The organism is Geminicoccaceae bacterium (assembly GCA_020638465.1).
Classification (GTDB): Bacteria; Pseudomonadota; Alphaproteobacteria; order Geminicoccales; family Geminicoccaceae; genus JAGREO01.
The window spans coordinates 883,022-908,379 of the sequence record JACKIM010000002.1 but is presented as its reverse complement, the minus strand read 5'-3'; the positions used below and the strand labels follow the sequence as shown (position 1 = coordinate 908,379).

23 protein-coding genes and 1 tRNA gene are annotated in these 25,358 nt (G+C 63.0%); 12 read left to right on the top strand and 12 right to left on the bottom strand.

Annotated elements, in window-relative coordinates; genetic code table 11:
- The first annotated feature begins 173 nt into the window (after nucleotides 1–173).
- Both H6851_14580 and H6851_14575 read left to right on the top strand, forming a co-directional pair.
- Complete coding sequence (locus tag H6851_14580) at nucleotides 174–728, top strand: RNA polymerase sigma factor (GenBank protein ID MCB9944831.1); 555 nt, start codon at nucleotides 174–176, stop codon at nucleotides 726–728.
- The gene (locus H6851_14575; GenBank protein MCB9944830.1) at nucleotides 725–1,861 is read left to right on the top strand and encodes a hypothetical protein; all 1,137 of its coding nucleotides are present in this window, start codon (nucleotides 725–727) and stop codon (nucleotides 1,859–1,861) included. The genes H6851_14580 and H6851_14575 overlap by 4 nt, the downstream gene beginning before the upstream one ends.
- A gap of 10 nt (nucleotides 1,862–1,871) precedes the next feature.
- Here H6851_14575 and H6851_14570 read toward each other — a convergent pair whose 3' ends face one another.
- Nucleotides 1,872–2,660 carry a creatininase family protein gene (locus H6851_14570; protein ID MCB9944829.1) on the bottom strand — a complete coding sequence of 263 codons (789 nt, stop codon included), beginning with the start codon at nucleotides 2,658–2,660 and terminating at the stop codon, nucleotides 1,872–1,874.
- 132 nt (nucleotides 2,661–2,792) lie between these two features.
- On the opposite strand from H6851_14570, the gene H6851_14565 reads away from it, so the two are divergent.
- The 7 genes from H6851_14565 to H6851_14535 all read left to right on the top strand — a co-directional run bounded on the left by H6851_14565 (nucleotide 2,793) and on the right by H6851_14535 (nucleotide 8,628).
- Nucleotides 2,793–4,076 (top strand): cytosine deaminase, encoded by a 1,284-nt coding sequence (locus H6851_14565; protein MCB9944828.1) that lies wholly within the window; start codon nucleotides 2,793–2,795, stop codon nucleotides 4,074–4,076.
- A gap of 57 nt (nucleotides 4,077–4,133) precedes the next feature.
- Nucleotides 4,134–5,513, top strand: a complete 1,380-nt coding sequence (locus H6851_14560; GenBank protein ID MCB9944827.1) for an FAD-binding oxidoreductase — start codon at nucleotides 4,134–4,136, stop codon at nucleotides 5,511–5,513.
- 92 nt (nucleotides 5,514–5,605) lie between these two features.
- Entirely contained in the window at nucleotides 5,606–5,899 is a 294-nt protein-coding gene (locus H6851_14555) for an antifreeze protein (protein MCB9944826.1), read from the top strand.
- An 88-nt stretch (nucleotides 5,900–5,987) separates the two neighbouring features.
- Nucleotides 5,988–6,185, top strand: a complete 198-nt coding sequence (locus tag H6851_14550; protein MCB9944825.1) for a hypothetical protein — start codon at nucleotides 5,988–5,990, stop codon at nucleotides 6,183–6,185.
- Between the two features lie 172 nt (nucleotides 6,186–6,357).
- A complete protein-coding gene (locus tag H6851_14545; protein MCB9944824.1) occupies nucleotides 6,358–7,119 on the top strand; it encodes a transporter substrate-binding domain-containing protein in 762 nt (253 codons plus the stop codon).
- Between the two features lie 59 nt (nucleotides 7,120–7,178).
- Entirely contained in the window at nucleotides 7,179–7,877 is a 699-nt protein-coding gene (locus H6851_14540) for an ABC transporter permease subunit (GenBank protein ID MCB9944823.1), read from the top strand.
- Nucleotides 7,837–8,628 (top strand): ABC transporter permease, encoded by a 792-nt coding sequence (locus H6851_14535; GenBank protein MCB9944822.1) that lies wholly within the window; start codon nucleotides 7,837–7,839, stop codon nucleotides 8,626–8,628. Before H6851_14540 ends, H6851_14535 begins: the two co-directional genes overlap by 41 nt.
- A 65-nt stretch (nucleotides 8,629–8,693) precedes the next feature.
- Here the strand turns inward: H6851_14535 and H6851_14530 are convergent, their stop codons facing one another.
- The 3 genes from H6851_14530 to H6851_14520 all read right to left on the bottom strand — a co-directional run bounded on the left by H6851_14530 (nucleotide 8,694) and on the right by H6851_14520 (nucleotide 12,292).
- A complete protein-coding gene (locus H6851_14530; GenBank protein ID MCB9944821.1) occupies nucleotides 8,694–9,314 on the bottom strand; it encodes a GNAT family N-acetyltransferase in 621 nt (206 codons plus the stop codon).
- Between the two features lie 403 nt (nucleotides 9,315–9,717).
- A complete protein-coding gene (locus H6851_14525; protein ID MCB9944820.1) occupies nucleotides 9,718–10,647 on the bottom strand; it encodes a transporter in 930 nt (309 codons plus the stop codon).
- Between the two features lie 232 nt (nucleotides 10,648–10,879).
- On the bottom strand, nucleotides 10,880–12,292 hold the full coding sequence (locus H6851_14520) for a putative O-glycosylation ligase, exosortase A system-associated (protein MCB9944819.1): 1,413 nt from the start codon (nucleotides 12,290–12,292) through the stop codon (nucleotides 10,880–10,882).
- 141 nt (nucleotides 12,293–12,433) lie between these two features.
- On the opposite strand from H6851_14520, the gene H6851_14515 reads away from it, so the two are divergent.
- From H6851_14515 to H6851_14505, 3 genes are all read left to right on the top strand, one after another.
- The gene (locus H6851_14515) at nucleotides 12,434–13,318 is read left to right on the top strand and encodes a polyphosphate kinase 2 family protein (protein MCB9944818.1); all 885 of its coding nucleotides are present in this window, start codon (nucleotides 12,434–12,436) and stop codon (nucleotides 13,316–13,318) included.
- Between the two features lie 87 nt (nucleotides 13,319–13,405).
- Nucleotides 13,406–14,317 carry a sugar phosphate isomerase/epimerase gene (locus tag H6851_14510; protein MCB9944817.1) on the top strand — a complete coding sequence of 304 codons (912 nt, stop codon included), beginning with the start codon at nucleotides 13,406–13,408 and terminating at the stop codon, nucleotides 14,315–14,317.
- Nucleotides 14,318–14,322: 5 nt separating this feature from the next.
- A complete protein-coding gene (locus H6851_14505) occupies nucleotides 14,323–15,171 on the top strand; it encodes a sugar phosphate isomerase/epimerase (protein ID MCB9944816.1) in 849 nt (282 codons plus the stop codon).
- A gap of 20 nt (nucleotides 15,172–15,191) precedes the next feature.
- Here H6851_14505 and tgt read toward each other — a convergent pair whose 3' ends face one another.
- From tgt to H6851_14465, 8 genes are all read right to left on the bottom strand, one after another.
- On the bottom strand, nucleotides 15,192–16,316 hold the full coding sequence (tgt, locus tag H6851_14500) for a tRNA guanosine(34) transglycosylase Tgt (GenBank protein MCB9944815.1): 1,125 nt from the start codon (nucleotides 16,314–16,316) through the stop codon (nucleotides 15,192–15,194).
- Entirely contained in the window at nucleotides 16,313–17,341 is a 1,029-nt protein-coding gene (gene queA, locus H6851_14495; GenBank protein ID MCB9944814.1) for a tRNA preQ1(34) S-adenosylmethionine ribosyltransferase-isomerase QueA, read from the bottom strand. The genes tgt and queA overlap by 4 nt, the downstream gene beginning before the upstream one ends.
- Nucleotides 17,331–18,944 carry a choline dehydrogenase gene (locus H6851_14490; GenBank protein MCB9944813.1) on the bottom strand — a complete coding sequence of 538 codons (1,614 nt, stop codon included), beginning with the start codon at nucleotides 18,942–18,944 and terminating at the stop codon, nucleotides 17,331–17,333. Before H6851_14490 ends, queA begins: the two co-directional genes overlap by 11 nt.
- Before the next feature lie 97 nt (nucleotides 18,945–19,041).
- Nucleotides 19,042–20,412: an alpha/beta hydrolase gene (locus H6851_14485; GenBank protein MCB9944812.1), complete on the bottom strand. Its 1,371-nt coding sequence runs from the start codon at nucleotides 20,410–20,412 to the stop codon at nucleotides 19,042–19,044.
- Nucleotides 20,413–20,473: 61 nt separating this feature from the next.
- A tRNA-Gly gene (locus tag H6851_14480) sits at nucleotides 20,474–20,548 on the bottom strand.
- A 257-nt stretch (nucleotides 20,549–20,805) separates the two neighbouring features.
- Nucleotides 20,806–22,179, bottom strand: coding sequence for a 3-deoxy-7-phosphoheptulonate synthase class II (locus tag H6851_14475; protein ID MCB9944811.1), 1,374 nt, complete (start codon nucleotides 22,177–22,179; stop codon nucleotides 20,806–20,808).
- Between the two features lie 212 nt (nucleotides 22,180–22,391).
- Nucleotides 22,392–23,792 (bottom strand): glutathione-disulfide reductase, encoded by a 1,401-nt coding sequence (gorA, locus tag H6851_14470; protein MCB9944810.1) that lies wholly within the window; start codon nucleotides 23,790–23,792, stop codon nucleotides 22,392–22,394.
- Between the two features lie 3 nt (nucleotides 23,793–23,795).
- The gene (locus H6851_14465) at nucleotides 23,796–25,277 is read right to left on the bottom strand and encodes an NAD-dependent succinate-semialdehyde dehydrogenase (GenBank protein MCB9944809.1); all 1,482 of its coding nucleotides are present in this window, start codon (nucleotides 25,275–25,277) and stop codon (nucleotides 23,796–23,798) included.
- Between the last annotated feature and the right edge of the window lie 81 nt (nucleotides 25,278–25,358).

The window sequence follows — 25,358 nt, the reverse complement described above, 5'->3', positions numbered from 1 at the left end:
AGCCGGATGGTGGATTTTGTCGGCTGTGACGATTTCAACTGGAAGTCGGTTCCGTGAGGCTTGCCCTGTCGTGGAGAGCTGAATCGCGCTCCGCCGGACAGCCCGCCGATGACATGGACGGGTTGTTGACTGGTGATACTCATGAGTCCGTGCCGGAGCATCGCGAGGGGCGAATGTCATCGACCGAGAGAACAGGCGGCATCGGTCATTCCGATGTGGGCGACCTCGTCGCCGAGGAAATGGTCGAGCATGTCAAGTCCCTGCGTCGTTATGCAACCCTCCTCATAGGCGACAGTTCGGATGCCGACGACATGGTCCAGGAGACCCTGACCCGCGTCCTGGCCCGGGCCCGCAACTGGCGCGATGTGCGCGAGGTGCGTCCCTATCTGTTCGCCACACTGCACAATGTCTATATCGATCATCGCCGCCGTCTGAAGCGGACAGGGCATCCCGTGGATGTCGACGATGTGATGTCGCTGATGATCAGCCCTGCCTCCCAGGTCAAGAGGCTGGAACTTCGCGATCTTGTTCAGGCTTTGTCCAAGCTGCCGCTAGAGCAGCGGGAGGCTGTTCTTCTGGTCGGACTTGAGGGGATGAGCTACGCGGAAGCCGCGGAAGCTCTGAGTATTCCAATTGGCACTGTCATGTCGAGACTATCACGCGGCCGGGAAGCTCTGAGGCAGTTGACCGATCGACGCGGTATCTCAAAACTGCGTGTTGTGAAATGAAAAAGACATATACACACCATCCGGCAGAGATCACCGAAAGTGATCTGAACGCCTTTGTCGACGGTGTTCTGGATTTTGACCGCCGTCGTGACGTCATTGACTATCTGTCCGACCACCCGGTCGCGACCGGCAGAGTGGACAGCTATCTGTCGCAAATGTCCGGTCTGAGGGAACTCGGCCGGATGCTGGATATCGACGATAGTGAAAACTTCTGTCCGGATCTGCAAAGGCGGCTCGTGGCCGAACGGAGGAAGAAGCCTGTCCCCGTGGCCCGCTATCTCGCCATGGCCGCTTCGGTGGCCGTGGTGGTCGCGGCCGGTTTCCTGGCTTTCGAGCTGGCACCGCATCACGGTGGCCAGGCCGACAAGACCAGGGCCGCCCTTGCCAGCGATGCACGGGTACTCGCCAAGGCCATGGTGGTCGACAACGGTACGGCGGTGCCTGCCGGTGCGATCACTCCCGCATCGACGACCGGCATTGCCACCGCATTGCCGATGGAGGCCAATGAATCGCCGGTGACATGGCTGACCCGGCATATGGTCGACCATGTGCTGCGCAAGCCCAATCTCGATGAACTGGGATTGAGGTTCGTCAATGGCGGTGTTCTGGCCAATGCCGCGACGCCGACGATCCAGTTGATCTATGAGGACGAAGAACGCAACCAGTTGTCGATCTATGCCGGCCTGTTCCCCGGAACCGTCGACCAGACCGCGTTTGCCACCGTGCCGGAAGGGCACCTGTCGCTGCACTGGCGCCGGGGACCCCTGCTGTTCGCATTGGTCGCTCCGATGGACAGTCCCAATCTCGACAAGATGGTCAATCTCGTCAGTGCGGGGCTGGCCAAGGTCCCGCAGGCTCCGGCGGCAACTGAATCGGCCGCGACCGCGGTGTCGGCCACGACGACCACCGCGGCTGTCGATGGCAACGCCTCTCCGGTCAACAGGCTGGCCGAAGGCGGAGCGCTGATGACGCCATCCTTCGATATGATCTCCGGTCCGACCGGCAATGTCGCGGTGCCCGCGCCGCGTCCGCCGGAATATCATTTCAGCGTCGGCGATACCCTGCGGCAACCCCAGCATGGTACCGTCACGCCTGCGCTTCCCGTTGAGCCGAACAAGCCGGAAGCTCTCTGAGTCGCCGGTTTTACGGTTTTTTCATGTCCATCTCACCGGGTGAAGGGGGTGGCTGGTAGCGTGATACCTCGGCGACCAGGCGGGAGAGTTGCCCGCTGGTGTGGCCGAGGATGGCTGCTCCCTGCTCCGGGCTGGCGACGGATGCATCACCCGCCGCACCGCTTTCGTGAAGGTCCTGCGCCTTCCAGCCGAAGCCGGCGGCCCCCAGTCCCATGAGGATCGGGAATTCCTTCGTCCGGGTGGCATAAACCGGCTGGAAATTTTCCGCCTTGCTCATATCCACCAGATGGGGAGCGATGTGGAGCATCAGCGAGGTCTCAACCTGTCCCGCGTGGATGCCGACGCGCTGTTCATGGGTGCCGACCAGCCCTTCGGGCAGGCCCAGCTGCGGCCACGAGCATGAGACGACAAACATGTCGTGGCGGATGCGCAGTTCGCGGGCGACGATCTGCATGACCTGGATCTGGCCGCCATGGCTGTTGAGGATGATCAGCTTGCGGACGCCCGCGCGGGCGACGCTGGCGCCGGTCTCGAACCACATGCGGCGCAGGGTTTCGGCGCTGAATGTCAATGTTCCCGGAAAGTCGACATGTTCCTCGCTACGGCCAATCCAGAAGGTGGGAAGGACGGTCACCGGCAGGTCGTCCGGAGCGAGGTCGAGCATGGCGTCGATGATCGCATTGTTGATCATCGCGTCCACGCCCACGGGCAGGTGCGGGCCGTGCTGCTCGATGGCCCCGACCGGCATGATGGCGACCCAGCCCCCGGGTGTGCCACGGGCGAAATCGCCCGACGTCATCTCATGCCAGCGGCGCCGCGGCAGTCTTTTCCCGTCCAAGGGGGTTTCCCATCGTCATTGCTGTCTTGACCCGAAGGCGGATCGGTTCTCCAAGGAGAGGCAGGATCATGCCACCCGCAACGGAAAGCCGCAATGCCAGCTCCCTCGATGATCGCCAATGTCTCCATCCTGCCGGTCCATCGCGACCCTTCGTTCGGTGACGGCGAGGGGGTCTTCGACGTGGCGATCGAGAACGGCCGGATCGCGATGGTGGAGGAGGCCGGCAAGGTCTGCGACATGGCCTTCGAGGGCGGACGCATCGACGCCGGGGACGGGCTCCTGTTCCCGACCTTCGCCGACATGCACACACATCTGGACAAGGGGCACATCTGGCCACGCGCGGCCAATCCCGACGGCAGTTTCGCCGGGGCGCTCGAAGCGGTGCGGGCCGACCGCGAGGCCAACTGGTCGGCCGGGGACGTGGAGGCGCGCATGGAGTTCGCACTGCGCTGCGCCTGGGCCCACGGCACCTCGGCGGTCCGCACCCATCTCGACAGCAGCCCGCCGCAGCATCGCATCTCCTTTCCGGTCTTCGCGGCGATGCGCGAGCGCTGGGCAGGGCGGATCGAACTGCAGGGTGTGGCGCTGGCCACTCCGGACAGGCTGGAAGGGCGCGAGGGCGAGGATGTCGCCCGGGTCTGCGCGGAGCATGGCGGCATCATGGGCGGCGTACCGTTCGACACGGCCAGCCTCCGGCAGGAGGTGGAGCGCATCTTCGACCTGGCCATGGCGCACGACCTGGCCATCGACCTGCACGTCGACGAGACGGACGATCCCGCGGCCTGCGCATTGCGCCATATCGCCCGGGTCGCCATCGAGCGCAACTATGACAAGGCCATCACCTGCGGCCACTGCTGCTCGCTGGCGGTGCAGGACGAGAGCGAAGCCCTGCATACGCTCGATCTCGTCGCCCGGGCGGGGATCTCGATCGTGAGCCTGCCCATGTGCAACATGTACCTGCAGGATCGCCGGGCAGGCCGTACCCCGCGCTGGCGTGGCGTCACATTGATCAACGAGATGCGCGCGCGCGGCATTCCGGTGGCGATCGCCTCCGACAACACCCGCGACCCGTTCTACGCCTATGGCGATCTCGACATGCACGAGGTCCTGCGCCTGGGCATCCGCATCGCCCACCTCGACCATCCCGTCGAGCCCGCCGCCGCCCTCGTCACCACCGCCCCGGCGTCGATCATGGGTCTGTCGTCACCGCATCGCATCGAAGTCGGTGCGCCTGCCGACATGGTCCTGTTCGAGGGACGGACCATGTCAGAGCTGGTGAGCCGCGGCGAGGAGCGGCGCAGGGTGTTCCGTCACGGTATCGAGATCGATACGTGGCCGCCATCCTATCGCCAGCTCGACGGCCTGCTTGCCCGCTGACCGAGGGCCGGGCTACTCCATCTCCGGCGAAAATGGTGGCAGCAAGGAGAAATTCATATGACGGATATCGACGGTCTGATTGCATCATTGGGCGCCATCGCCGTCGAGACACAGCCGCAGAAGGTGCGCCGGCGCAGCCGCGATTTCTACTGGTACAGCCCGGTGCTCAAGCGCGAGCTCGATCATGTCACGGCCGACCTGGTGATCACGCCCGCCGACGAGGGCGAGGTGATCGCCGCGATCCGCGCCTGTTACGCTCATGATGTCCCGCTCACCGTACGGGGAGGCGGAACCGGCAATTACGGGCAGGCGATGCCGTTGCATGGGGGAGCCGTCCTCGACCTGTCGGAGATGAACGCCATACGGGAAATTTCGCTCGGGCGGGTGAGGGTGCAGGCCGGTGCGAAGATCAGCGATATCGATGATATCTGCCGGCGCGAGTCCGGCCAGGAGCTCCGGCTGCACCCTTCGACCCACAAGACCGGCACGATAGGCGGGTATATCGCCGGCGGATCGTCGGGTATCGGCTCGATCACCTGGGGCCTGCTGCGCGATCGTGGCAACATCCTCGGGGCGCGGGTGGTCACCATGGAGGGGGAACCGCGCATCCTCGAACTGCGCGGCGCGGACATCCAGAAGGTCAATCACGCCTACGGCACCAACGGAGTGATCACCGAACTGGCCATGCCGCTGGCTCCGGCCTGGCGCTGGCACGACCTGTTCGTCGTCTTCGACGACTTTGCGACATCGGTGCGCTTTGCCGACGCCCTCGCTCGCGAGGACGCGATTCTCAAGAAGCTCGTCGCCCCGCTGGCCGCCCCCATCGGCAATGCCTTCCTGCGGCCCGACATCATCGGCCGCGACGAGAGTGCGGTTGCACTGATGATTGCCGATATCGCCATGGACGCGTTCAGGGATCTCCTTGACGGCTGGCCGGGTCGGATCGTCCATGAATGCCCTGCCGATGGCCGTCTCCCGGGCGAGTTGCCGGTCTTCGAATATACCTGGAACCACACCACGCTTCATGCGCTGAAGCATGACCGCACCATCACCTATCTGCAGATCCTGTTTCCAGCACCGGACCATGTGGAAAAGGTGCGCCGGATGAGCGGGCATTTCGGCGACGAGCTGCTCATGCATCTCGAATTCGTCCGGTTTTCCGGCGAGATCGCCTGCTTCGGACTGCCGATCGTCCGATACACGGACGACAATCGCCTTAATGAGATCATTGCCTATCTGAACGAAAATGGCTGCCCGGTGTTCAACCCCCATGCCTGCACGCTGGAGGAGGGCGGCATGAAGAGGGTCGATCCGGTCCAGCTCGCCTTCAAGAGGGAAGCCGATCCGAAGGGACTCCTCAATCCGGGGAAGATGCTGGGCTGGGACAATCCCGATTTTGACGAGAGTGCCGACAGAGCATTCCTCTACGATGGTTGATGCCCGAACATGCCGCAAACGTCACAGGGGGCTTTCACGCGGCCGTTTCCGGCGTTACACGGGACAGGTCGTTCAAAAACCGGAGTGATCTCATGGCGCGGCGCGTTGGCAGTGGCTGGCCGATGCTGGATCTGATGCTGGCGACGCAGAAGATGTGGCTGGATTCGGCAGATACGATCCTCAAGCGTTCGATGATGATGGCGGCAGGTTCGATGTCGCAGGCGGAGGCCATGCGCATGGTCGCGGAAAAGCCGCTGGCCATGGCCGAAGCGTCGATGCGGGCGTCGATGGCCGCTGCAAGGGGTGCTGATGCGACAGGTATCGCCCGAGCGGCCATGCGACCCGTGGCGAGCAAGGCCCGTGCGAACAGCCGTCGGCTGAAGTGACGGGCAACGATCGCGAATTCGGGAACGTCGCCTTTCCGTTCATGCTATAGGTACAAACGAAGATGACAGGTGTCGGGGGAAAGGTGTCATGAGGAAAATGTCTCTTGTCGTGGCGAGCACGGTGCTGTTGCTCGGCTGCAGTGGTGAGGGCTTCGAGAACTTCATGCAGGACTGGCACTCGCAGAAGGTCGAGAGCGACCGCCTGGAGGAACCCGTGCCCTATGACACGGAGAATCCGGACGACGTGGAAATCAACAGCACACCGGCTGTCGAAGGCAACATGTAGCCGGACGGCCCGGGTCCCGGGGAGCGGGGCAGGGCGTGCCATGATCGTCTTTCACGCCGGATGATGCGTTCGAATGTGCGTTACGGCGCTTCGAGTCTCTTGCGGTTGGTGTTTTTCTCCTTAAAGATTTTCCCACCATGTTCCCGGCAAGGGTCTTTGAGGGAGAAAGCGCTTGAAGAAACTGTTGCTTGTCGCACTGCTGGGTGCGGCTACCAGTCAGGCGGCTCTTGCTGCCGATCTGCGGATCTGTGTCGAGGGAGCCTATCCTCCGTTTTCGGAGACGTCTCCATCCGGCGAACTCGTGGGCTTCGACATCGATATCGCCAACGCGCTGTGCGACGAACTGGGCAAGTCCTGCGAGATGGTGCAGGTCGAGTGGGATGGCATCATCCCGGCTCTCCTGGAGCGCAAGTGCGACGCCATCATCGCCTCGATGTCGATCACCGAGGATCGCAAGCAGACCATCGACTTCACCGACAAGTACTACAACACACCGGCAAGGTTCGTCGCGCGTGCGGATGCAGGCCTGACGGATACCCCCGAGGGGCTCGCCGGCAAGGTGGTCGGCGTCCAGCGCGGCACGATCTACAACGATTTCATGGTCTCGGAATATCCCGATGTCGAGCTGCGCCTCTACGGTACCCAGGAAGAGGCCAACCTTGACCTCGAGTCCGGCCGGATCGACGCGGTCCTCGCCGATTCGGTGACGCTCGACGACGGTTTCCTCAAGACCGACTCCGGCAAGGGTTTCGCCTTCTTCGGCGAACCTCACAGCGAGGTGAAATATTTCGGCGACGGAGCGGGCATCGGCGTGCGCAAGGAGGACACCGAACTGCGCGACGAGCTTTCCGCGGCCATCACCGCCATTCGCGACAGCGGAGCCTATGACGAGATCCGCAGCAAGTATTTCGACTTCGACATCTATGGCGGCTGATCGCCGGTCGTGAAGGGTGACGGGCCGATGCCGCGACGAGCCGGCGGAACGGGGGTTGCATGAACCAGCTCATCGAGTACCTTCCGCTGCTCTTGCGCGGTGCGTCCGTCACCGTGGCCCTTGCCGTGCTGTCGCTGCTGCTGGCCACGCTGCTCGGCGGCCTCGGGGCGGCGGCGAAGATCGGCGGCGGGACCGTCGCGCGCATGGTTGCCGCGGTCTACACGACGATCGTGCGCGGCGTGCCGGACCTGGTGCTGATCCTGCTCATCTATTTCGGCGGCCAGAGGCTGGCCAACGACATCGGCGCCCTCTTCGGCATGGACTATGTCGAGGTTTCCAAGTTCGGCGCCGGCATCGTGTCCATAGGCTTCATCTACGGCGCCTATCTGACCGAGACGTTCCGGGGTGGCTATGCCGCCGTGCCCCGGGGACAGCGCGAGGCTGCCGAAGCTCTGGGGCTTTCGCCGTGGATCACCCTGCGCAAGGTGACACTGCCGCAGTTCTGGCGGCACGTGCTTCCCGGCTACGGCAATGTCTGGCAGGTGCTGGTGAAGTCCACTGCCGTGGTCTCGGTGATCGGGCTGGAAGATCTCGTCGGCCTCGCCGACAAGGCGGGGAAGTCGACCCGCGAGCCGTTCCTGTTCCTGGTGATCGTCATCCTGGTCTATCTGGCGATCACCGCCGTTTCGGGGCGGCTGTTCGCTATGGCCGAAACGCATGTCGGCAGGGGCCAGACCTTCGCGGCGCGGGGAGGGTGAATCCGTGAAGGTTTCCCTCGTCCTGCAACACTGGGACCTGTTCGCGCATGGCGTGCTGGTCACGCTCCAGCTCACGGCAATCGCCGTCATCGTCGGGTTCCTCATCGCCCTGCCGTGCTCGCTCATCCGCGCAGAGCGGTCCGGGAGCATGGGAGACCGTCTCGTTCGCGGGTATGTCTACCTGTTTCGCGGAACGCCGCTGCTGGTCCAGACCTATCTCGTCTATTACGGCCTGGCGCAGTTCAGCTTCATCCGCGACAGTTTCCTCTGGGTTTTCCTTCGCGAGGCATGGTGGTGCGCGGTCATCACCTTTTCGCTCAACTCCGGCGCCTATGCCACGGAGATCCTCCGCGGCGCGCTCGCGACCATTCCCCGGGGCCAGCCCGAGGCAGCACTGGCGCTGGGCCTGTCGAAATGGCAGACGCGCCTGCTGATCCAGATCCCGCTCGCACTGCGTAACGCCCTGCCGCAATACGGCAATGAAGTGGTGTTCATGCTGCACGGCTCGGTGGTCGCAAGCGTCATCACCATCCAGGACATCCTCGGTGCGGGACGTACCCTGAATGCCAAATACTACGTTGCCTACGAAGGTTTCATTACCGCCGCTCTTCTCTACATGGTCATCACCTTCACGCTTGTCGGGATATTCCGCCTGCTCGAGAAACGCTATCTCGGCTACCTGACGATCAAATCAGGAAAAAATACCATAAAACCGGTTGCCGCCGCAAGCCCGGAGATCGTCTCCCGATAGAGCGGCCTGGCGATGGCCGCCGTCTGGCGGTCATCCCAGGAACGTCGGTATCGAACGGGCTGCGCTCAGCCGGGCCAGAAGCTCGTGGTCTCGTCCCAGATCTCCATCAGCACGGTCATCGGCGTCGCGTTCGGCAGATCGACACGGGCCTCGACATCGCCATGGTCGATATGGATACGCGCACCGACATGGTGCGCCAGGCGCAGCATGCGGCCATTGTCGAGCTGGCAGGCGATCAGCAATGTGTGGATGCCGCGATTGCGGGCCGCCGTCGACAGGCGCCGGAGCAGTTCGCTGCCGATGTCGCGGCCGCGCCAGACACGATCCACCGAGAAGGCCACTTCGGCCGTCCGCTCGCGTCCGGCGGAACATGCGCGCATTTCGCCGAGCCCGATGATCCGGCCGTCATGTTCGGCGGCCAGCAGCACGGCGCTCGACCAGTCGATCTGCGCGATATGGGCGCGGATTCCGTCATCGCTCAGGCGCGTGCCGAAGCGCAGCCGCCGGTCCTCGGGCTCCAGCCGCAGGAGATGGTCGGCAATGGCCGGCAGGTCGAGGCGTCCCAGGCGCCGGATTCGCGGACGCTCATGCGCACACGGTTCGGCGGCAGGATCGCCACGGACGGCAAATTCGTTGACCGCCCGATCATTCTTGTCGAGAATCGGTGTTCCAAGGCTTGCCCACATCGAATGTTCTCCGCCCGGGCTGACCGGTCCATTCGCGTCACACCCGCAGGTTGGTGCGACCCATTCCGGAACTCTTGTCTTATACCCCGAAACATCCATTCGTTGTCGTGCGATTACCGCAATCCTGAGATGTCAGAACGGATAGGCTCACAACCGTTTCCAAAGCTTTTTCTTGTCATAAGATTTCTTATGCATTTCAAATCATAAGAGACAATCCATCGCCTTCATCGACCATGGACATCCCATCCCCTGCGGCCGGATGGCCCCGCCCGGCGACGGGCAAGGCCATGACCGTTTTTGGAACACGGGACCGATCCGATGCGACGACGGCCGCCGCTTGCGTGCGATGATCGAACGCGCATCCTGATCGTTCCGGCAGGACTATCCCCGAATGGCACCGGTCTCAGTAGGTCCAGACGAGATCGGCATACAGCCGGTAGTCCATGATGGTGTTGTTCTTGCCGGTGATCGGCGTTTCGCCACCGACACCGAGCATGAGGTTGTCGAGCAGAGCATAGCGCGCCCCGCCGCCGATGGTGATCGTCGTATCCCGGTCCTTGCTGCCGAAATTGAGCACGTCGACGCCGTCAAGCTGGCTGAGTGCTCCCGCCGTGCGGTCGGCATTGTCGATGGCCGTGAAACCGTTGAGTTCGATCAGCGGAAACAGTCCCGGAAGGACCTCGTAATCGGCATGCAGCGAATAATGCATGATCGACGTGTCCTTGTCGGTATCGAGCGCGAAATTGCCACCCAGGCTCGCCTGCAGGCCCAGATCGCCGATGGTCGTCGCTCCCGTCACGAACGGATTGAGAAAGCCGTCGCCGTCGCCCTCCAGTTCGATCCCGCCGGTCTGCAGGTCGTTGAGCGGAATCTCGTAACGCAGGCCGCCGGTGATGATGGTGTTGCTCTGCGGGTCGGACAACAGGGCATATTTCATGCCGAACGCGATATTGGCAAAGCCGGTCTCGTCATCGAGGACATGCTTGAAATGCGCATCGGCGTAGCCATCCTTGGTCGCGATGAAACCGAGCCTGTCGGTGAGCGCGATCCGGAACTGGGCGGCGACGAGATTGATGTGGCCGCCACCCGTGACGAAGTCGTCCGGCAATTCGTCGTAGAAGTAGATCGGCCTCAATTCCGTGGTGATGTAGGGCGTCTCGTTGAAAACGGGATTCGTCAATGGCGGGACATAGTGCGTGAAGCCATTTTCTCCCAACGAACCCTTGAAGTTCAGCCCGTAATTGTTGTCCGCCTGTTGAGCGTTGGAGGCGTTCGGAATCAGTCCAGCCAAAGCAAGTCCGGCCAGAAGCATGGTTGACTTCCAGATTTCCAAGGTAATTTCTCCAAAACTTGGTTCGAAAGGAGAATCCACCTTGTCAAACTTGACACCATTGATTCAAATCAAGGCTTGGATGAATTTCGAATTATCAAAAATCGAACGGACACATTTATCACAACAGCACGCTTACCATGGGATTTGTTGCCATGCAGGCAAGACTCCCCTGCCCGGCCTGCCGCGGATCGCCCGTCATCAAGCGGCACTTTGCGTGGAGGAAACGGGGAATTCATCCCGATCTTTCGGCCAGCAGCTTCTGCTTGCGGCGGATCGGGCTCTTGCGCGCGGATGTCGTGGCAACGCCGGCTTGCGCCCCGCCCCCAACCACGGCCACGTCATCCGGCTCATCGTCGAACGATGTTTGACCGAAGCGCTTCATGCGCCGTTCGCCGACCTCCTGGCGAACGATCGTGTCGGTGGCGATGATCAACACGTAGAGATAGTAGTCGAGATCATAGAATGCCATGTTGAGGAAGGCACCGCCGATGGCAAAGCCGACGATACTCACCTGCAACGCGGTGCCGAGCTCGAACGCCCACTGGAGATCCGGCCTTGCCGCGGTGCGGCTGCGAATCCGGTAGCAGGTGATGATCGAACCGATGATCAGCCCGAACAGGATGAACAGCCCGACATAGCCATGCTCACCGAGCGTCTCGAAATAGATCGAGTGGGCATTGGTCCAGCTTTCCGACACCCCGTTTTCATCCGGCCCGTCTTCGGCAGACTTCTTGTTGCGGACAAAGACGAGGAAACCTCCGCCATAGATGGGGCGTTCGGCGGCGACACCGATGGCAAAGCGCCAGGAATGCAGCCGCGCCTGTGCCGATGCATCCTCTTCGTAATTGCGTATGGCGTCGATGCGGCTGGCAAGAATGGCGGAAAGGAGCAGGCCGGCAACGACCGCGACGACGACGAGGACGGCCCCCATGGCCACCTTGTTTTTGGACCGCCACCACAACAACCCGCCCATGGCCGCCAGTGCCAGCATGCCGCCGCGCGACTGGGTACCCAGAATGGCGATGACACACAGGCCCACGACCCCCATCAGTGCAAACCGCAGCCAGCGCTGCCGGGCCTGGGTCGAAAGGAAATAGATCAGCGGCACGACCATGTTCATCGCCAGTGCGACGGCATTGTTGTCCTCGATCATCGTCGCCGGCGGACCCCAGATCCGCGCGCCGCCGCCGGTCAGGATGGTGAAGATCCCACCCTTGATGCCGAAGAACGCGATCGAACCGGCAACTACTGCCGTGAGTTGAATGACCCGTTCCCTGCTCGATATCAGGATGAGGGTGACGAAGGCGCCGATCATGATCTTGATCGTGCGGTCGAATTTGGGCGCCGCCTCGACGGGTTCGAGCGCTATGTAGGTGGTGACGCAGATCCAGATGGCAAAGGCTACCATGAACCAGGCAACGGCGTTCATAGCCGGCAGCTTGCGTTCCCTGGGGTTGCACAACCAGGCAATGACGGTCAGTCCGGCGATATAGGTGGCGAACGGCAGGCCGTAGCTGAACCCGTAGGTCAGCCGGTGCGGATTCATCAGCGACAGCCAGGCATAGGCCAGCGCTCCCACATGCGGGCTCACGATGATCATGGGCATGATGGCACCGATGACCAGGACGAGAATGACATCACGCATGAACGACAGGATCCGCTGGGTTGCCGGGCTGGACGGATGGCACGACACCATACGCCCCGAACCAGTATCGTTCTGCTTGACGAAGCCTCCCTCCTCAAGTCCGATTGCCGGGTATGCAGCAATAGGTATGAGGGGATATTCATGAAAATCGGCGAAAAACTGATCAAGCCGTTCGCCGTCTCTTCAGGCAAGGATTTTTGTCTGTCGTCTGTTCCGACCGATGGCCGGGACGAGCTCAAGATCGACAGGGATGCAGCCGAAAAGATGCTGGAACTGGGTATCGAGCGCCTGTCAGCCATGCAGGAGCGGCTCTATGCCGAAAACCGCCAGTCATTGCTGCTGGTCTTCCAGGCCATGGACGCGGCCGGCAAGGACAGCACGATCAAAAGGGTGATGTCCGGTGTCAATCCGCAGGGCTGCCAGGTCTTCGCCTTCAAGGCCCCGTCGGCCGAAGAGCTCGACCACGACTACATGTGGCGTTGCGTCCGCCACCTTCCCGAGCGCGGCCGCATCGGCATCTTCAACCGGTCCTATTATGAGGAAGTTCTAGCTGTTCGGGTCAATCCCCAATTGTTGGAGAATCAGCGGCTGCCGGTGAATTTGGCCGAGGATGGCGACCTGTTCGAGAAGCGCTACCAGGATATCCGCAACTTCGAGGATTACCTGCGGCGGCAGGGAACCCGCGTCATCAAGTTCTTTCTCAACGTGTCGAAGGCCAAGCAGAAGGAAAGGTTTCTCGAACGGCTGGACGATCCGCAAAAACACTGGAAATTCTCGCCCAGCGACCTCGAATCGCGGGAAAGCTGGGACGATTACATGAAGGCCTACGAGGACATGATCAAGGCCACGGCGACCAAGCATGCACCGTGGCATGTCGTACCCGCCGACCGCAAGTGGCTCACCCGCGTGATCGTCATCGCGGCCATCGTCACGGCACTGGAGGATCTTGATCCGCAATATCCCGACGTTTCGCCGGAGTTCAAGGACAAGATCGAGGCTTATCGTTCTGCATTGAAGAATAAGTAGCTGGCTGGAATTTCTGCAACTTGCCGTTTTCTCCCTTTGAAGCGATGATAAGGATGACAATAAGATATCGACTTCGGGGAGGAAACGATGCGCAGAACATCCATCGGCAGCTGGGCCTACAATGTCGGCCCCTACGGTGACAATCCGGTTCCGTTCGACACGGTGCTGGCAAAGGTCGCCGAACTGAAGTTCGACGGTGTCGAACTGGGCGGGTTCAACGGCTACCCGAATCCGCAGAACCACCCGACATCGGACGACCGGGCCGCACTGAAGGAGAAGGTCGCGGCCCACGGACTCGAATTCTCGGGCTTCGCCCAGGACCTGTGGAGCGAACACCTGCTGGATACCGGCGACCCGGCGGCCTATGTGAAAGCGTTCGAGGCCAATGCCGATTTCGCGCGCGACGTCGGCATAAGGCGTATCCGCGTCGACTGCGTGCAGCCGCCCACCATCCACGGTACAGTTGATTACGACACGCTGTTCGGGCGACTGACGACCACCTGGGATCACTGCATTCGCTATGCCGGCGATCGCGGGTTGACGGTGAGCTGGGAATTCGAACCGGGCTTCGCCTTCAACAAGCCTTCCGATCTCGAACGGGTGCTCGATGCCCTGCCTCACGAGAATTTCGGCATCATGTACGACACCTGCCATGGACAGATGGTCGCGGTAAATGGTTCGCGCCAGTATGGCGAGAAGGAGGTGTGCAAGGGCGGCCAGCTTGAGCTGATCCGTCGTCTTTCCGGCCGGATCAACCACATTCACCTGATCGACAGCGACAATACCTGTCACAAGGACGCCCAGGGCGAGGACGAGACCAGCACCCATCCCCCCTTCGGGCTGGGCATGCTCGATTTCGACAGCCTCGTGCCAGCACTGGCGAAGGAGGACGTCGGTCATGACTGGTGGACGGTGGACCTCTGCTTCTGGCCGGATGCCTGGAATGCCACGGCCACCTGCAAGGCGGCCCTCGACGAACTCAATCGCAAATATGGATGAGGGGCATGAAAGTCGGTTTCAACATGCTGCTCTGGGCCACGCACATCACCGAGAACAGCTTTCACCTGTTCGAGGAGATCAAGCGGGTCGGTTATGACGGTGTCGAGATCCCCGTGTTCGAAGGTCATCCCGAGCACTTCCACAAGATCGGCAGGGCACTGGCCGATCACGGACTGGCATCGACGGCCGTGACGGTCATGCCGGATGCCGCCCATGACGCGGTGAGCCCCGATTCCGGAGCGAGAGCGGGCGCCCTCGCCCACCTGCAATGGGCCATCGACTGCACCCATGCGCTGGGCGGGGAACTGCTGGCCGGTCCGATCCATCAGGCCCTCGGACATTTCACAGGCCATGGGCGTAATGAGGACGAGTGGTTGCGGGGAGTCGAGGTGCTCGGTCAAGCCGCCGATCATGCGGCCGGTCTGGGCGTCTCCCTGTCGATCGAGCCGCTCAACCGCTTCGAATGCTACTTCCTGAACCTCGTGGACGACGCATCGGCGTTCACGGATGCCATCGGCCGGGACAATGTCGGCGTCCTCTACGACACGTTTCACAGCAATATCGAGGAAAAGGATCCGGTCGAGGCGCTGCGCCGGAACTTCGCGGCCATCAATCATGTCCACATTTCGGCCAACGACCGGGGAACACCGGGCAAGGATCACATTCCCTGGAAGGAAACGTTCAGCGCGTTGAAGGAATGTGGCTACGATGGATGGCTGACCATCGAGGCGTTCGGCCGCGCCCTGCCTGACCTCGCCGCGGCAACAAGGGTATGGCGCGATTTCTTTCCGGACAGGAAGGAAGTCTACACCTTCGGACATGATTTCATCCGCGAAAGCTGGCGTTCGGCATAGACAGCCAGCGGGAGCGCTTCCTACAAGGGCGGAATATCGCCAAGTGACCAGGTGCGGCGGAACTCATCGGCAAAGCCTGACAGTTGCCCTCGTTCTATAGCCGCCCTCATTCCCTTCATCAGGGACTGGTAATAGGCGAGATTGTTCCATGTCAGCAGAATGGCCCCGAGGATCTCGTCCGACCTGAGAAGATGATGCAGATAGGCCCGCGACCAGTCACGGGCCGCCGGACATTCGCTCGCCTCGTCCAGGGGACGCGGGTCGTCGGCATGGCGGGCGTTCCTGAGATTGACCGTCCCGCGCCGCGTGAAAGCCTGCCCGGTGCGCCCCGAGCGCGTCGGCATGACACAGTCGAACATGTCGATGCCGCGCATGACCGCACCCACCAGGTCCGACGGCTTGCCCACGCCCATCAGATAGCGCGGGCGGTCGTCGGGCAGGTGCGGCACGGTCGCTTCGATCGTGGAGAACATCTCGTCCTGCGGTTCGCCGACAGCCAGTCCGCCCAGCGCATATCCGTCAAAGCCGATCCCCCGCAGTCCCGCCGCCGATTCCGCGCGCAGGCGCTCGTCCGTGCCGCCCTGCACGATGCCGAACAGGCCATGCCCCGCACGCTTCACAAACGCTGCCTTCGACCGCGCCGCCCAGCGCAGCGACAGCTCCATGGCCCGCCTCACCTCATTTTCGGGTGCCGGAAGCTTCAGGCATTCGTCGAACTGCATGGTGATGTCGGCCCCCAGCAGATGCTGGATCCCGACGGAACGCTCGGGTGTCAGTTCGTGCCGGCTACCGTCGATATGGCTTTGAAAGGTCACGCCATTTTCGGTGAGCTTGCGCCTTGCCGCCAGCGACATCACCTGAAAGCCACCGGAATCGGTGAGGATCGGCCGGTCCCACCGCATGAATCCGTGCAATCCGCCAAGCTTGCCGATGCGCTCGGCACCGGGTCGCAGCATCAGGTGATAGGTATTGCCCAGGATGATTTCCGCACCCGTGGAAAGGACCATTTCATTGGTCATCGCCTTGACGGTGGCGGCCGTTCCCACCGGCATGAAGGCTGGTGTCTCGATGGTGCCATGGGCGGTGGTCACGCGGCCGCGCCGCGCCGCGCCGTCACGGGCGAACAGGTCAAAGGAAAGGCTCATCGGGCTCGTTCCAGCAGCGAGGCATCGCCGTAAGAAAAGAAACGGTAGCGTTTGGCCACGGCATGACGGTAGGCCGCACGCATGCGTTCCATGCCGGCAAAGGCCGAGACCAGCATCAACAGGGTGGAGCACGGCAGGTGAAAATTGGTCAGCAACCGGTCCGCACTGCGAATCTCCACCCCCGGCGTGATGAAGATATCGGTGTGGCCGCTCATGGCACGAATGGCCCCGTCATGGAAGGCGCTTTCGAGTGCCCGCAGGGCGGTCGTGCCCGCGGCCGTAACCCGGTGCCCCGCTGCTCGCGCGGCATTGACCACCGAGGCGGTATCGTCGCCGATCTCGAACCATTCCGCATGCATGACATGGTCGTCGGTGTCACCAGTCTTCACCGGCAGAAAGGTGCCCATGCCCACATGCAAGGTGAGCGTGACCGGCTTCACCCCGCGATCTTCGAGTTTGCGCAGAAGGTCCCGCGTCAGATGCAACGATGCCGTCGGCGCCGCCACGGCCCCGTCGCGTCGCGCGAACACCGTCTGGTAGCGATCGTCATCCTCGTGACTGCCGCCGCGCGGCCGCCGGATATACGGCGGCAACGGCATGTGGCCGTGTGCCTTGATCCGCGCCACGAGCGCTTCACCGCTTTCACCCAGACGCAGGAGGATACGGCCATCCTCACGTTTCTCCTCGACATGCGCCCCGAGGCTGTCGGCCAGACGGATATCATCGCCGACACGCAACTTCCTGCCCGGCCGGGCGAAGGCCCACCAGCGATCGGCACCGGATGCCTCCACCAGCGTCACTTCGACCAGCACCTCGCCGCGCCGGGCGAGAAAACGGGTCGGGAGAACGCGGGTGTCATTGAGCACCAGCACCTCGCCCGGCTCGAACAGGTCCGGCAGGTCGGCGACGCGAAGGTCGTCCAGCGCCCCGCCCACATGCAGCAGGCGGGCGCTCTCCCGCGGTTCGGCCGGATACTGGGCGATCAACTCCTCCGGCAGGTCGAAGGCGAACCGGTCAACGCGCATCTTCGCCGATCATCGCCGCCGCCTTTTCGCCGATCATGATGCAGGGCACATTGGTGTTGCCGGAAATCACCGCCGGCATGATGGAGGCGTCCGCCACACGGAGACCGTCGACGCCGCGCACGCGCAGGCGCGCATCGACGACCGCCATCGGGTCGCTCGCGGGTCCCATCTTGCAGGTCGAGGTCGGGTGGAAGATGGTGCCGCCGGTCTTGCGGACGTGGTCGAGCAGCGCCTCGTCGCTGGTGCAGTTTTCACCGGGCGTCACTTCGGCCTCGCGCCACGGATCCATGGCAGGCTGGTCCATGATCCGCCGGATCAGTTTCATGCCGTCGACCATCGTCCGCCGGTCGTTTTCGGCGGCGAGGTAGTTGGCGACGATTCGCGGCGATTCCTCGGGATCGGCCGACCGCAGGGTGAGTTCGCCGCGGCTTTCGGGGCGCAACTGGCAGACGGAAATGACATAACCCGAAAAGGAGTGAAGCGGCTCGCCGGGCCGGTCACTGCTGAAGGGGATGACGTGGAACTGGACATCCGGCGTCGCCAGCTCCTCGCGGGTCTTCCAGAACAGGGCGACGAAGCCGGCACCGACCGTGAGCGGCCCCCTGCGGGTGAAGAACCATTGCAGGCCGGCCTGCACCTTGGCGATCATGCTGTTGCCGACGTCGTTGAGCGTCGCCGGTACGGGCGAACGGTAGACGATCCGCGCCTGGAAGTGATCCTGCAGGCCCTGCCCCACGCCCGGCAGCTCGATTGCGGGTTCGATGCCGACTTCGGCCAGATGGGTCGAGGGACCGATGCCCGAAAGCATCAGCAATTGCGGCGACTGGATCGCACCGGCGCAAAGCACGACCTCGCGGCGGGCCCTCACCTCGTGGTCAATGCCGTGGCAACGATAGTGCACACCGACGGCCCGTCCCTCTTCGAGGATGATCCTGCGCGTGAGGGCATGGGTGACGATCACCAGATTGGGCCGCTTCCTCGCCTCGCGCAGATAGGCCACGGCCGCGCTGCGACGCAGGCCGCCATGCATCGACAGCTGGAATTTCGCCACGCCCTCCTGCGTCTGCCCATTGTAGTCCGGGTTGGTGGGAATGCCGGCCTGGTTCGCGGCGTCGATGAAGGCATCCATGATCGGCAGGTCATGCGCGGGTCCGCCCACCTTCAGCGGCCCGTCCCGGCCGCGCAACTCGTCCTCGCCGCCGTCATAGCTTTCGAGCTTGCGAAAATACGGCAGCACGTCGGCATAGGACCAGCCCTCGTTGCCGAGCTGGCGCCACATGTCGTAGTCCTCCGCCTGGCCGCGCACATAGGCCAGCCCGTTGATCGACGAGGAGCCGCCGAGCACCCTGCCCCGCGGCCAGTTGACCTGGCGCCCGCCAAGCTCCGGCTCGGGCTCGGTCGTGAAGGTGCGCGACGTGCCCGGCGAGAACATCGTGCGATAGTAGCCGATGGGCACGTGAATCCACGGATTGCGGTCCGCCGGCCCGGCCTCGAGCAACAGCACCCGGTGCGCGGGGTTCTCCGACAGCCTCGCGGCCACCGCACACCCCGCCGATCCTGCCCCCACGACGATGAAATCGAATCCGCTCGCCAATCCGTCCATGTTCGGTTCCCCCCCGTTTGACAAGGGGTATTTCGCACCCTGCCCCGTCCGAGGCAAGGCCGTCAGGCAGAATGGCGATGGCGAGCGGAGCAAAAGATCAGGGCAGGATTTTCCTGACCTTGTCGTCGAGCACGTCGAACCAGCCGTCACGGTCGCGACCAAGAAGGACATCGGCCAGATGGCACGCCTGTTGCAGCATGGAATTGAGCGGACGGACATCCCGTGGGCCGAACTCCCGGCAGGCTTGCGCATAGCCTTCCAGCGCCGCCTGCGGATCCCCCAGCATCAGCGCTGCATCGGCGCCACTCGCATGACGCCAGCCCGACCGTACCGGATCGCGCCCGGCATGATCGCGGGCCGTTCGCGCATGCGCGCGGGCTTCGGCATCGGCGTGGTTGGCGGACACCGTGCGCAGATAGGCCAGATTGATCGCGTGATAATGGATCTGGCCATGATCGCCCGCCCGCTGCGCCCGTTCGAGCCCATCGCCGTAGTGACGGCAGGCAGCGTCGAAATCGGCCTGCAATCCCTCCTGCAGCCATGCCCGCTTGAAGCGCCCGCCCAGCGCACCGGCGATGTCGGTGTCCCTGCCCGCATGACGGGCGAGAAGTTCCGTGGCCTCATCCCGCCTGCCGCATTCCTCCAGTGCCAGGGCAAGATCGACGAGACGCGATGGCGACAGCGCATCGGCATGCGGCAGATCACGCTCGATGATCCGCCCGAAACCGTCCCGTGTGAGGATCCAGCTCGCCGCGTTTCCGGCAAGATGCGCATCCGGGTGATCCAGCAACAGGTTGCGGCCGAGACGAAAGCCTTCATGGGATGGTTCGCGAGCACGGACAATCTCCAGATGGTTTCCTTCGACATCGGCCCGGTAAGGTTCGCCGAACGGCCCGAGCGTGCTGCGCCGGGGAACGAAATCATCGCGGGTTCCCGCGACGGCGCGGAACCGGAAGGCCGGTGCGGCGAAGACTTCCGGCCGCCTTTCCCGCAGGTCCTGCATGAAGGCGCTGTCGTCGGCCATGTCCCGGACCTGACGCGTCAGGAAACGGAAAAGCCCCGCCTTGCGCAGGCCATCGCTGGGTGTGCCGTAGAGCAGGACATGGCTGAGCCTGTCCACAAGATCGGGATGATCGACCAGCGCACGCTGGACGACCAGTCCTCCCATGCTGTGGGCGAAGATCGCCAGCCTGGGATAATGGCACAGCTCTCCGTCGTGCATCCGGGTGGCCAGCTGCCCCGCCAGCGCGGTGAGGTCGGGATTGGCCGACCACAGATGCGGCAATCCCGGCAACAACGATGTGGAATAGCCCAACGAGAGGATGTTCCAGCTGTCCAGCTCCGGGTCATCGCCCAGCAAGGAGGCGAAGGCATGCCAGGTATCGCCCATCCGGCCGGTGAAACCGTGGAGGAAGACGATTGCCGGGCAGTCGGAACCGGCCCTGCGGTGAAACTCCACGGTCGCCATCAGACCGCCTCCACGAGATGACACTCGCTGGCCGGAACCGTCCGACGAATCACAGAGCCACTGGAGCGGGCGATGGGAATCGAACCCACGACATTCAGCTTGGGAAGCTGACGTTCTACCTCTGAACTACGCCCGCCCGCTCCGCAACTTCTAGCACGTTCGCGGTACGACGCAATATCCGACGATGCTGCCGACGATAACGGCAGGGCAGAGAGGCATCCGGCGACCACAAGGTATCGCGTGCCCGATGTTCTGTTCATGACATTCGATCCAGGCTGACAAAGGATCATCCATCATAACAGATTATTTTCCTATTTTCAAAAAAAACCAGCTCGTCCTGCAAGCGGGGCAATCGGGCAACAATGCAGATTGCCCCGCTTGTCGATCACGGGATCAGCTTGCCTGACGAAGGGCGGCAAGGCGCTCGTCACGCAGGGCTTCGGCCATGAGGAAGGCGAGTTCAAGGCTCTGCTGCGCGTTCAGGCGTGGATCGCAATAGGTGTGGTAGCGGTCCGACAACCCGGCATCGGTGATGGCCTGGGCCCCGCCGGTGCACTCTGTGACGTCCTGTCCGGTCATCTCCAGATGCACGCCACCGGCATGGGTCCCTTCGGCCTTGTGGATCTCGAAGAAGTTGCGGACCTCGGCCAGCACACGATCGAACGGGCGGGTCTTGTAGCCGGTGGCCGTCTTGATCGTGTTGCCGTGCATCGGATCGCAGGTCCACACCACCTTGCGTCCCTCGCGCTCGATGGCACGGACCAGCGGCGGCAGTCCCTCGCCCACCTTGTCGTGACCCATGCGCACGATCACCGTAAGCCGTCCGGGAACGTTCTCCGGATTGAGAACGTCTGTCAGGCGCAGCAGATCGTCTGGCGCAATGGCCGGACCGGCCTTGACGCCGATCGGGTTGCAGATGCCGCGGCAATACTCGACATGGGCTCCGTCAAGCTGACGGGTCCGCTCGCCGATCCAGACCAGATGGGCCGAGGTATCGTACCATTTGCCCGTGGTCGAATCGATGCGGGTCATGGCCTGCTCGTATCCGAGCAGTAGGGCCTCGTGACTGGTATAGAAAGCCGTGCGGGTGATTTCCGGTGTCGTCAAGTCCGAAACGCCGCAGGCGCGCATGAAATCCAGCGCCATGTTGATACGGTCCGCCATGTCGCGATAGCGCTCGCCCTGCGGCGACCGGTCGACAAACCCCATGTTCCACTCGTGCACCCGGGTCAAGGAGGCGTAGCCGCCCTGCGTGAACGCACGAAGGAGGTTCATCGTTGCCGCCGACTGGGAATAGGCCTGCAACTGACGGCCCGGATCGGGAATACGGCTGGCCTCGTCGAACTCGATGCCATTGATGATGTCACCGCGATAGGATGGCAGTTCGATACCGTCCACCGTCTCCGTGTCGGACGATCGCGGCTTGGCGAACTGTCCCGCCATGCGGCCCAGCTTGACCACGCCCATACCGCCGCCGAAGGTCAGCACGACGGCCATCTGCAAGAGCACCCGCAGCGTGTCGCGGATCTTGTCGGCCGAGAAATCGGCAAAGGCTTCCGCGCAATCCCCGCCTTGGAGCAGGAAGGCCCTGCCCTCGCAGACCCTTGCCAGATCCTCCTGCAACTTCCGGGCCTCGCCCGCAAAGACCAGCGGCGGATAGCTCGCAAGTTTGCCTTCGACCGTCGCCAGGGCATCCGCCTCGGGATAATCGGGCATCTGCAGGCGATTCATCTTGCGCCAGCTATCGGGCTTCCAACTCGTGGTCATCACAGCGATTCCAGGCCATTCATTTTCCGACTGTCAATTCCACCACCGGCAATGGCGAAAGAAGGCGTCTCCGTCGTCGGCTACCGGAGCGTTTCCCGACCGGACATCATGACAATTCCGACCGACCCTATCGAGTGATAAGGTGGCAATTTTGTCGACAAAGCGCAAGCTGTCGTGCCGGCATCGGTATTATTGCAGCCGACACGGGTCGTTCAGTCCGGCGGAGATGGCTTGTACATGGTGACGAACTCCTCGGCGGCGCTCGGATGAATGCCCACCGTCTCGTCGAACTGTGCCTTGGTGGCACCCGCGGTCAGCGCCACGGCAAATCCCTGGATCAGTTCGGCGGCATCGTCACCGACCATGTGACAGCCCAGGACCCTGTCGGTCGCCCGGTCGACGACGAGCTTCATGAAGATCCGCTCCTCGCTCGCCGTGAAACTCAAGATCATCGGCCTGAAGCTGGTCCGGTAGATCTCGACATCATAGCCCTGGGCACGGGCGAGCCACTCGCTCATGCCCACCGATGCCGCCTCGGGCCGGGAAAACACGGCTGTGGGAATTGTATCGTAGCGAACCTTGTGCGGATTGTTGTTGAACAACGATTCGGCGACAACCCGCCCTTCGGCAATGGCCACGGGCGTCAGGTCGAACTGACCGCCATCCATGCCGTTGCCCGCGTGGTCGCTGCAGTCGCCAACGGCATAAATACCCTCGACATTGGTGGCATAGGTGGCATCGACATAGATCATGCCGTCGCTGTTGCGCATCACGCCGATTTCGTCCAGCCCCAGCCCGTCGGTGCACGGCACAGGCTTGCGGCCCGTGGAATAGAGCACGAGATCCGCGTCGACCGTGTCGACATTCGTATGCAGGTGAATGCCGTCATCCGTCTTCGAGATCCGGTCGACGACGGTCCTGGCGCGGATACTCACTCCCTGTCGTTCGAGACTGCGGCTGAGGGTCCGGCGCAGGTCGTCGTCGAATCCCCGCAGCGGCTCGTCGCCGCGCAGGATCAGCGTCGTCCTGCTGCCCAGGCCATTGAGTATACTGGCGATTTCGAGGCCGATGTAACCGGCGCCGACAACGGCGAAACGCCCTGGCAGCGGGTAGCTTTCCTCAAGCATGAAATCGGAGCTGACGCAGTGCTCGATCCCCTCGACCGGCGGAAGGGAGGGAGCGGCGCCAACGGCGACGACCACGTTCCTGGCCATGTGCCGCTCGCCGCCGATCTCGACGGCATGCATCCCTCCCTCGCGCGCCCTGCCGATCATGGCCCTTCCCTCGTGGATCGCCACACCGGCGCCGTCCAGCATCTTGCGATAGATGCCGTTCAGCCGGCCGATCTCTTCATTGCGGGACCTGACCAGGCTGTCGAAATCCAGCGCGATATCACCAAAGCGCCAGCCGTAGTCCTTCGACAACCGTGCAAGGTGCCCGAGATGGGCACCGTAGTGCATCAGCTTCTTGGGAACGCAGCCGCGAATGACACATGTGCCACCGAGCCTGCTCCTTTCGGCGATTCCGACCCTGGCGCCATGGCTCGCAGCACGGCGGGCGCAGGCAACGCCACCCGACCCGCCGCCGATGACGAAGAGATCATATTGAGCCATGCGTCAGCTTATTCCCCCGAGACTGACATACTTGATTTCGAGATAGTCATCCATCCCGTACTTGCTGCCCTCGCGCCCGAGGCCGCTTTCCTTCACGCCGCCGAACGGAGCGACCTCGGTCGCGATGACGCCGTCATTGACCCCCACGAGGCCCACCTCAAGCGCCTCGGCCACCCGGAAGACCCGGCCGATGTCGCGGGCATAGAAGTAGCCGGCAAGGCCGACATCACTGTCATTGGCCAGCTTGATCACTTCGTTCTCGGTCTCGAACCTGAACAGCGGCGCTACCGGACCGAAGGTCTCCTCGTGGGCGATTTTCATGTCCGAATTGCAACCGCCGATGACCGTCGGCTCGAAGAACAGGCCGCCCAGCTTGTGCCTGCTGCCGCCGGTGATCAGCGATCCGCCCTTGCTGACCGCATCCTGGACGTGCTCGCTGGCTTTCTCGATGGCCGAGGCCTCGATCAGCGGGCCGACCGTCACACCATCCTCGATACCGTTGCCGACCTTGAGCTTTCCGACGGCTTCGGCGAACTTGCGCGCGAATTCGTCATAGATCCCGGCCTGGACATAGATGCGGTTGGTACACACGCAGGTCTGGCCGGCATTGCGGAACTTGCAGACGATGGCTCCCTGAACGGCCGCATCGATGTCGGCGTCGTCGAAGACGATGAAGGGCGCATGTCCGCCCAGTTCCATGGACACCTTCTTGACCGTGTCGGCACACTGCCGCAGCAGGACCTTGCCCACCTCGGTGGAGCCGGTGAACGTCACCTTGCGCACCAGCTTGTTGGACGTGATTTCGCTGCCGATCTCGCGAGCACCGCCGGTGACGATGTTGACCACCCCGGCCGGAACGCCGGCACGCTCGCCCAGAACGGCCATGGCCAGCGCGGAATAGGGAGTGTAGCTGGCGGGCTTGATGACGAAGGTGCAGCCCACGGCAAGGCCGGGGCCCGTCTTGCGGGTGATCATGGCCGAGGGGAAGTTCCATGGCGTGATCGCGCCGCAGACCCCGACCGGCTGCTTGATCGCGAGGATGCGGCGTGAGCCCACGGTCTGCGGAATCACGTCGCCATAGTTGCGCTTGCCCTCCTCGGCGAACCATTCGAGGAAGGAATTGGCGTAGGCCACCTCGCCCCGGGCCTCGGGCAGCGGCTTGCCCTGCTCCCGCGTCATGATGTAGGCGAGATCGTCGACATTCTCGTTCACGAGCTGGACCCAGCGTTCGAGAATGGCCGAGCGCTCCTTCGCGGTCCTGGCCCGCCAGGCCGGCCAGGCGGCATGTGCCGCCTCGATGGCGCGCCGGGTCTCCGCGGCACCCAGCTTCGGCGCTGTACCGATCACCTCGCCGGTGGCGGGGTCGGTCACGTTGATCGTGGCGCCGTCATCGGCATCGATCCATTCGCCGCCCACGAGACACTGCTCGCGAAACAGGGCGGGATCCTTGAGGTGATTGCGAATATCCTTGATTGCGGTGGCCATTCCGTTCGCTCCCCATCCGGAACAAATATCCGTTTCGTTCGCCAGAAGCCGCTGTCTAGCACGCTATCCCTCCTCACTCCA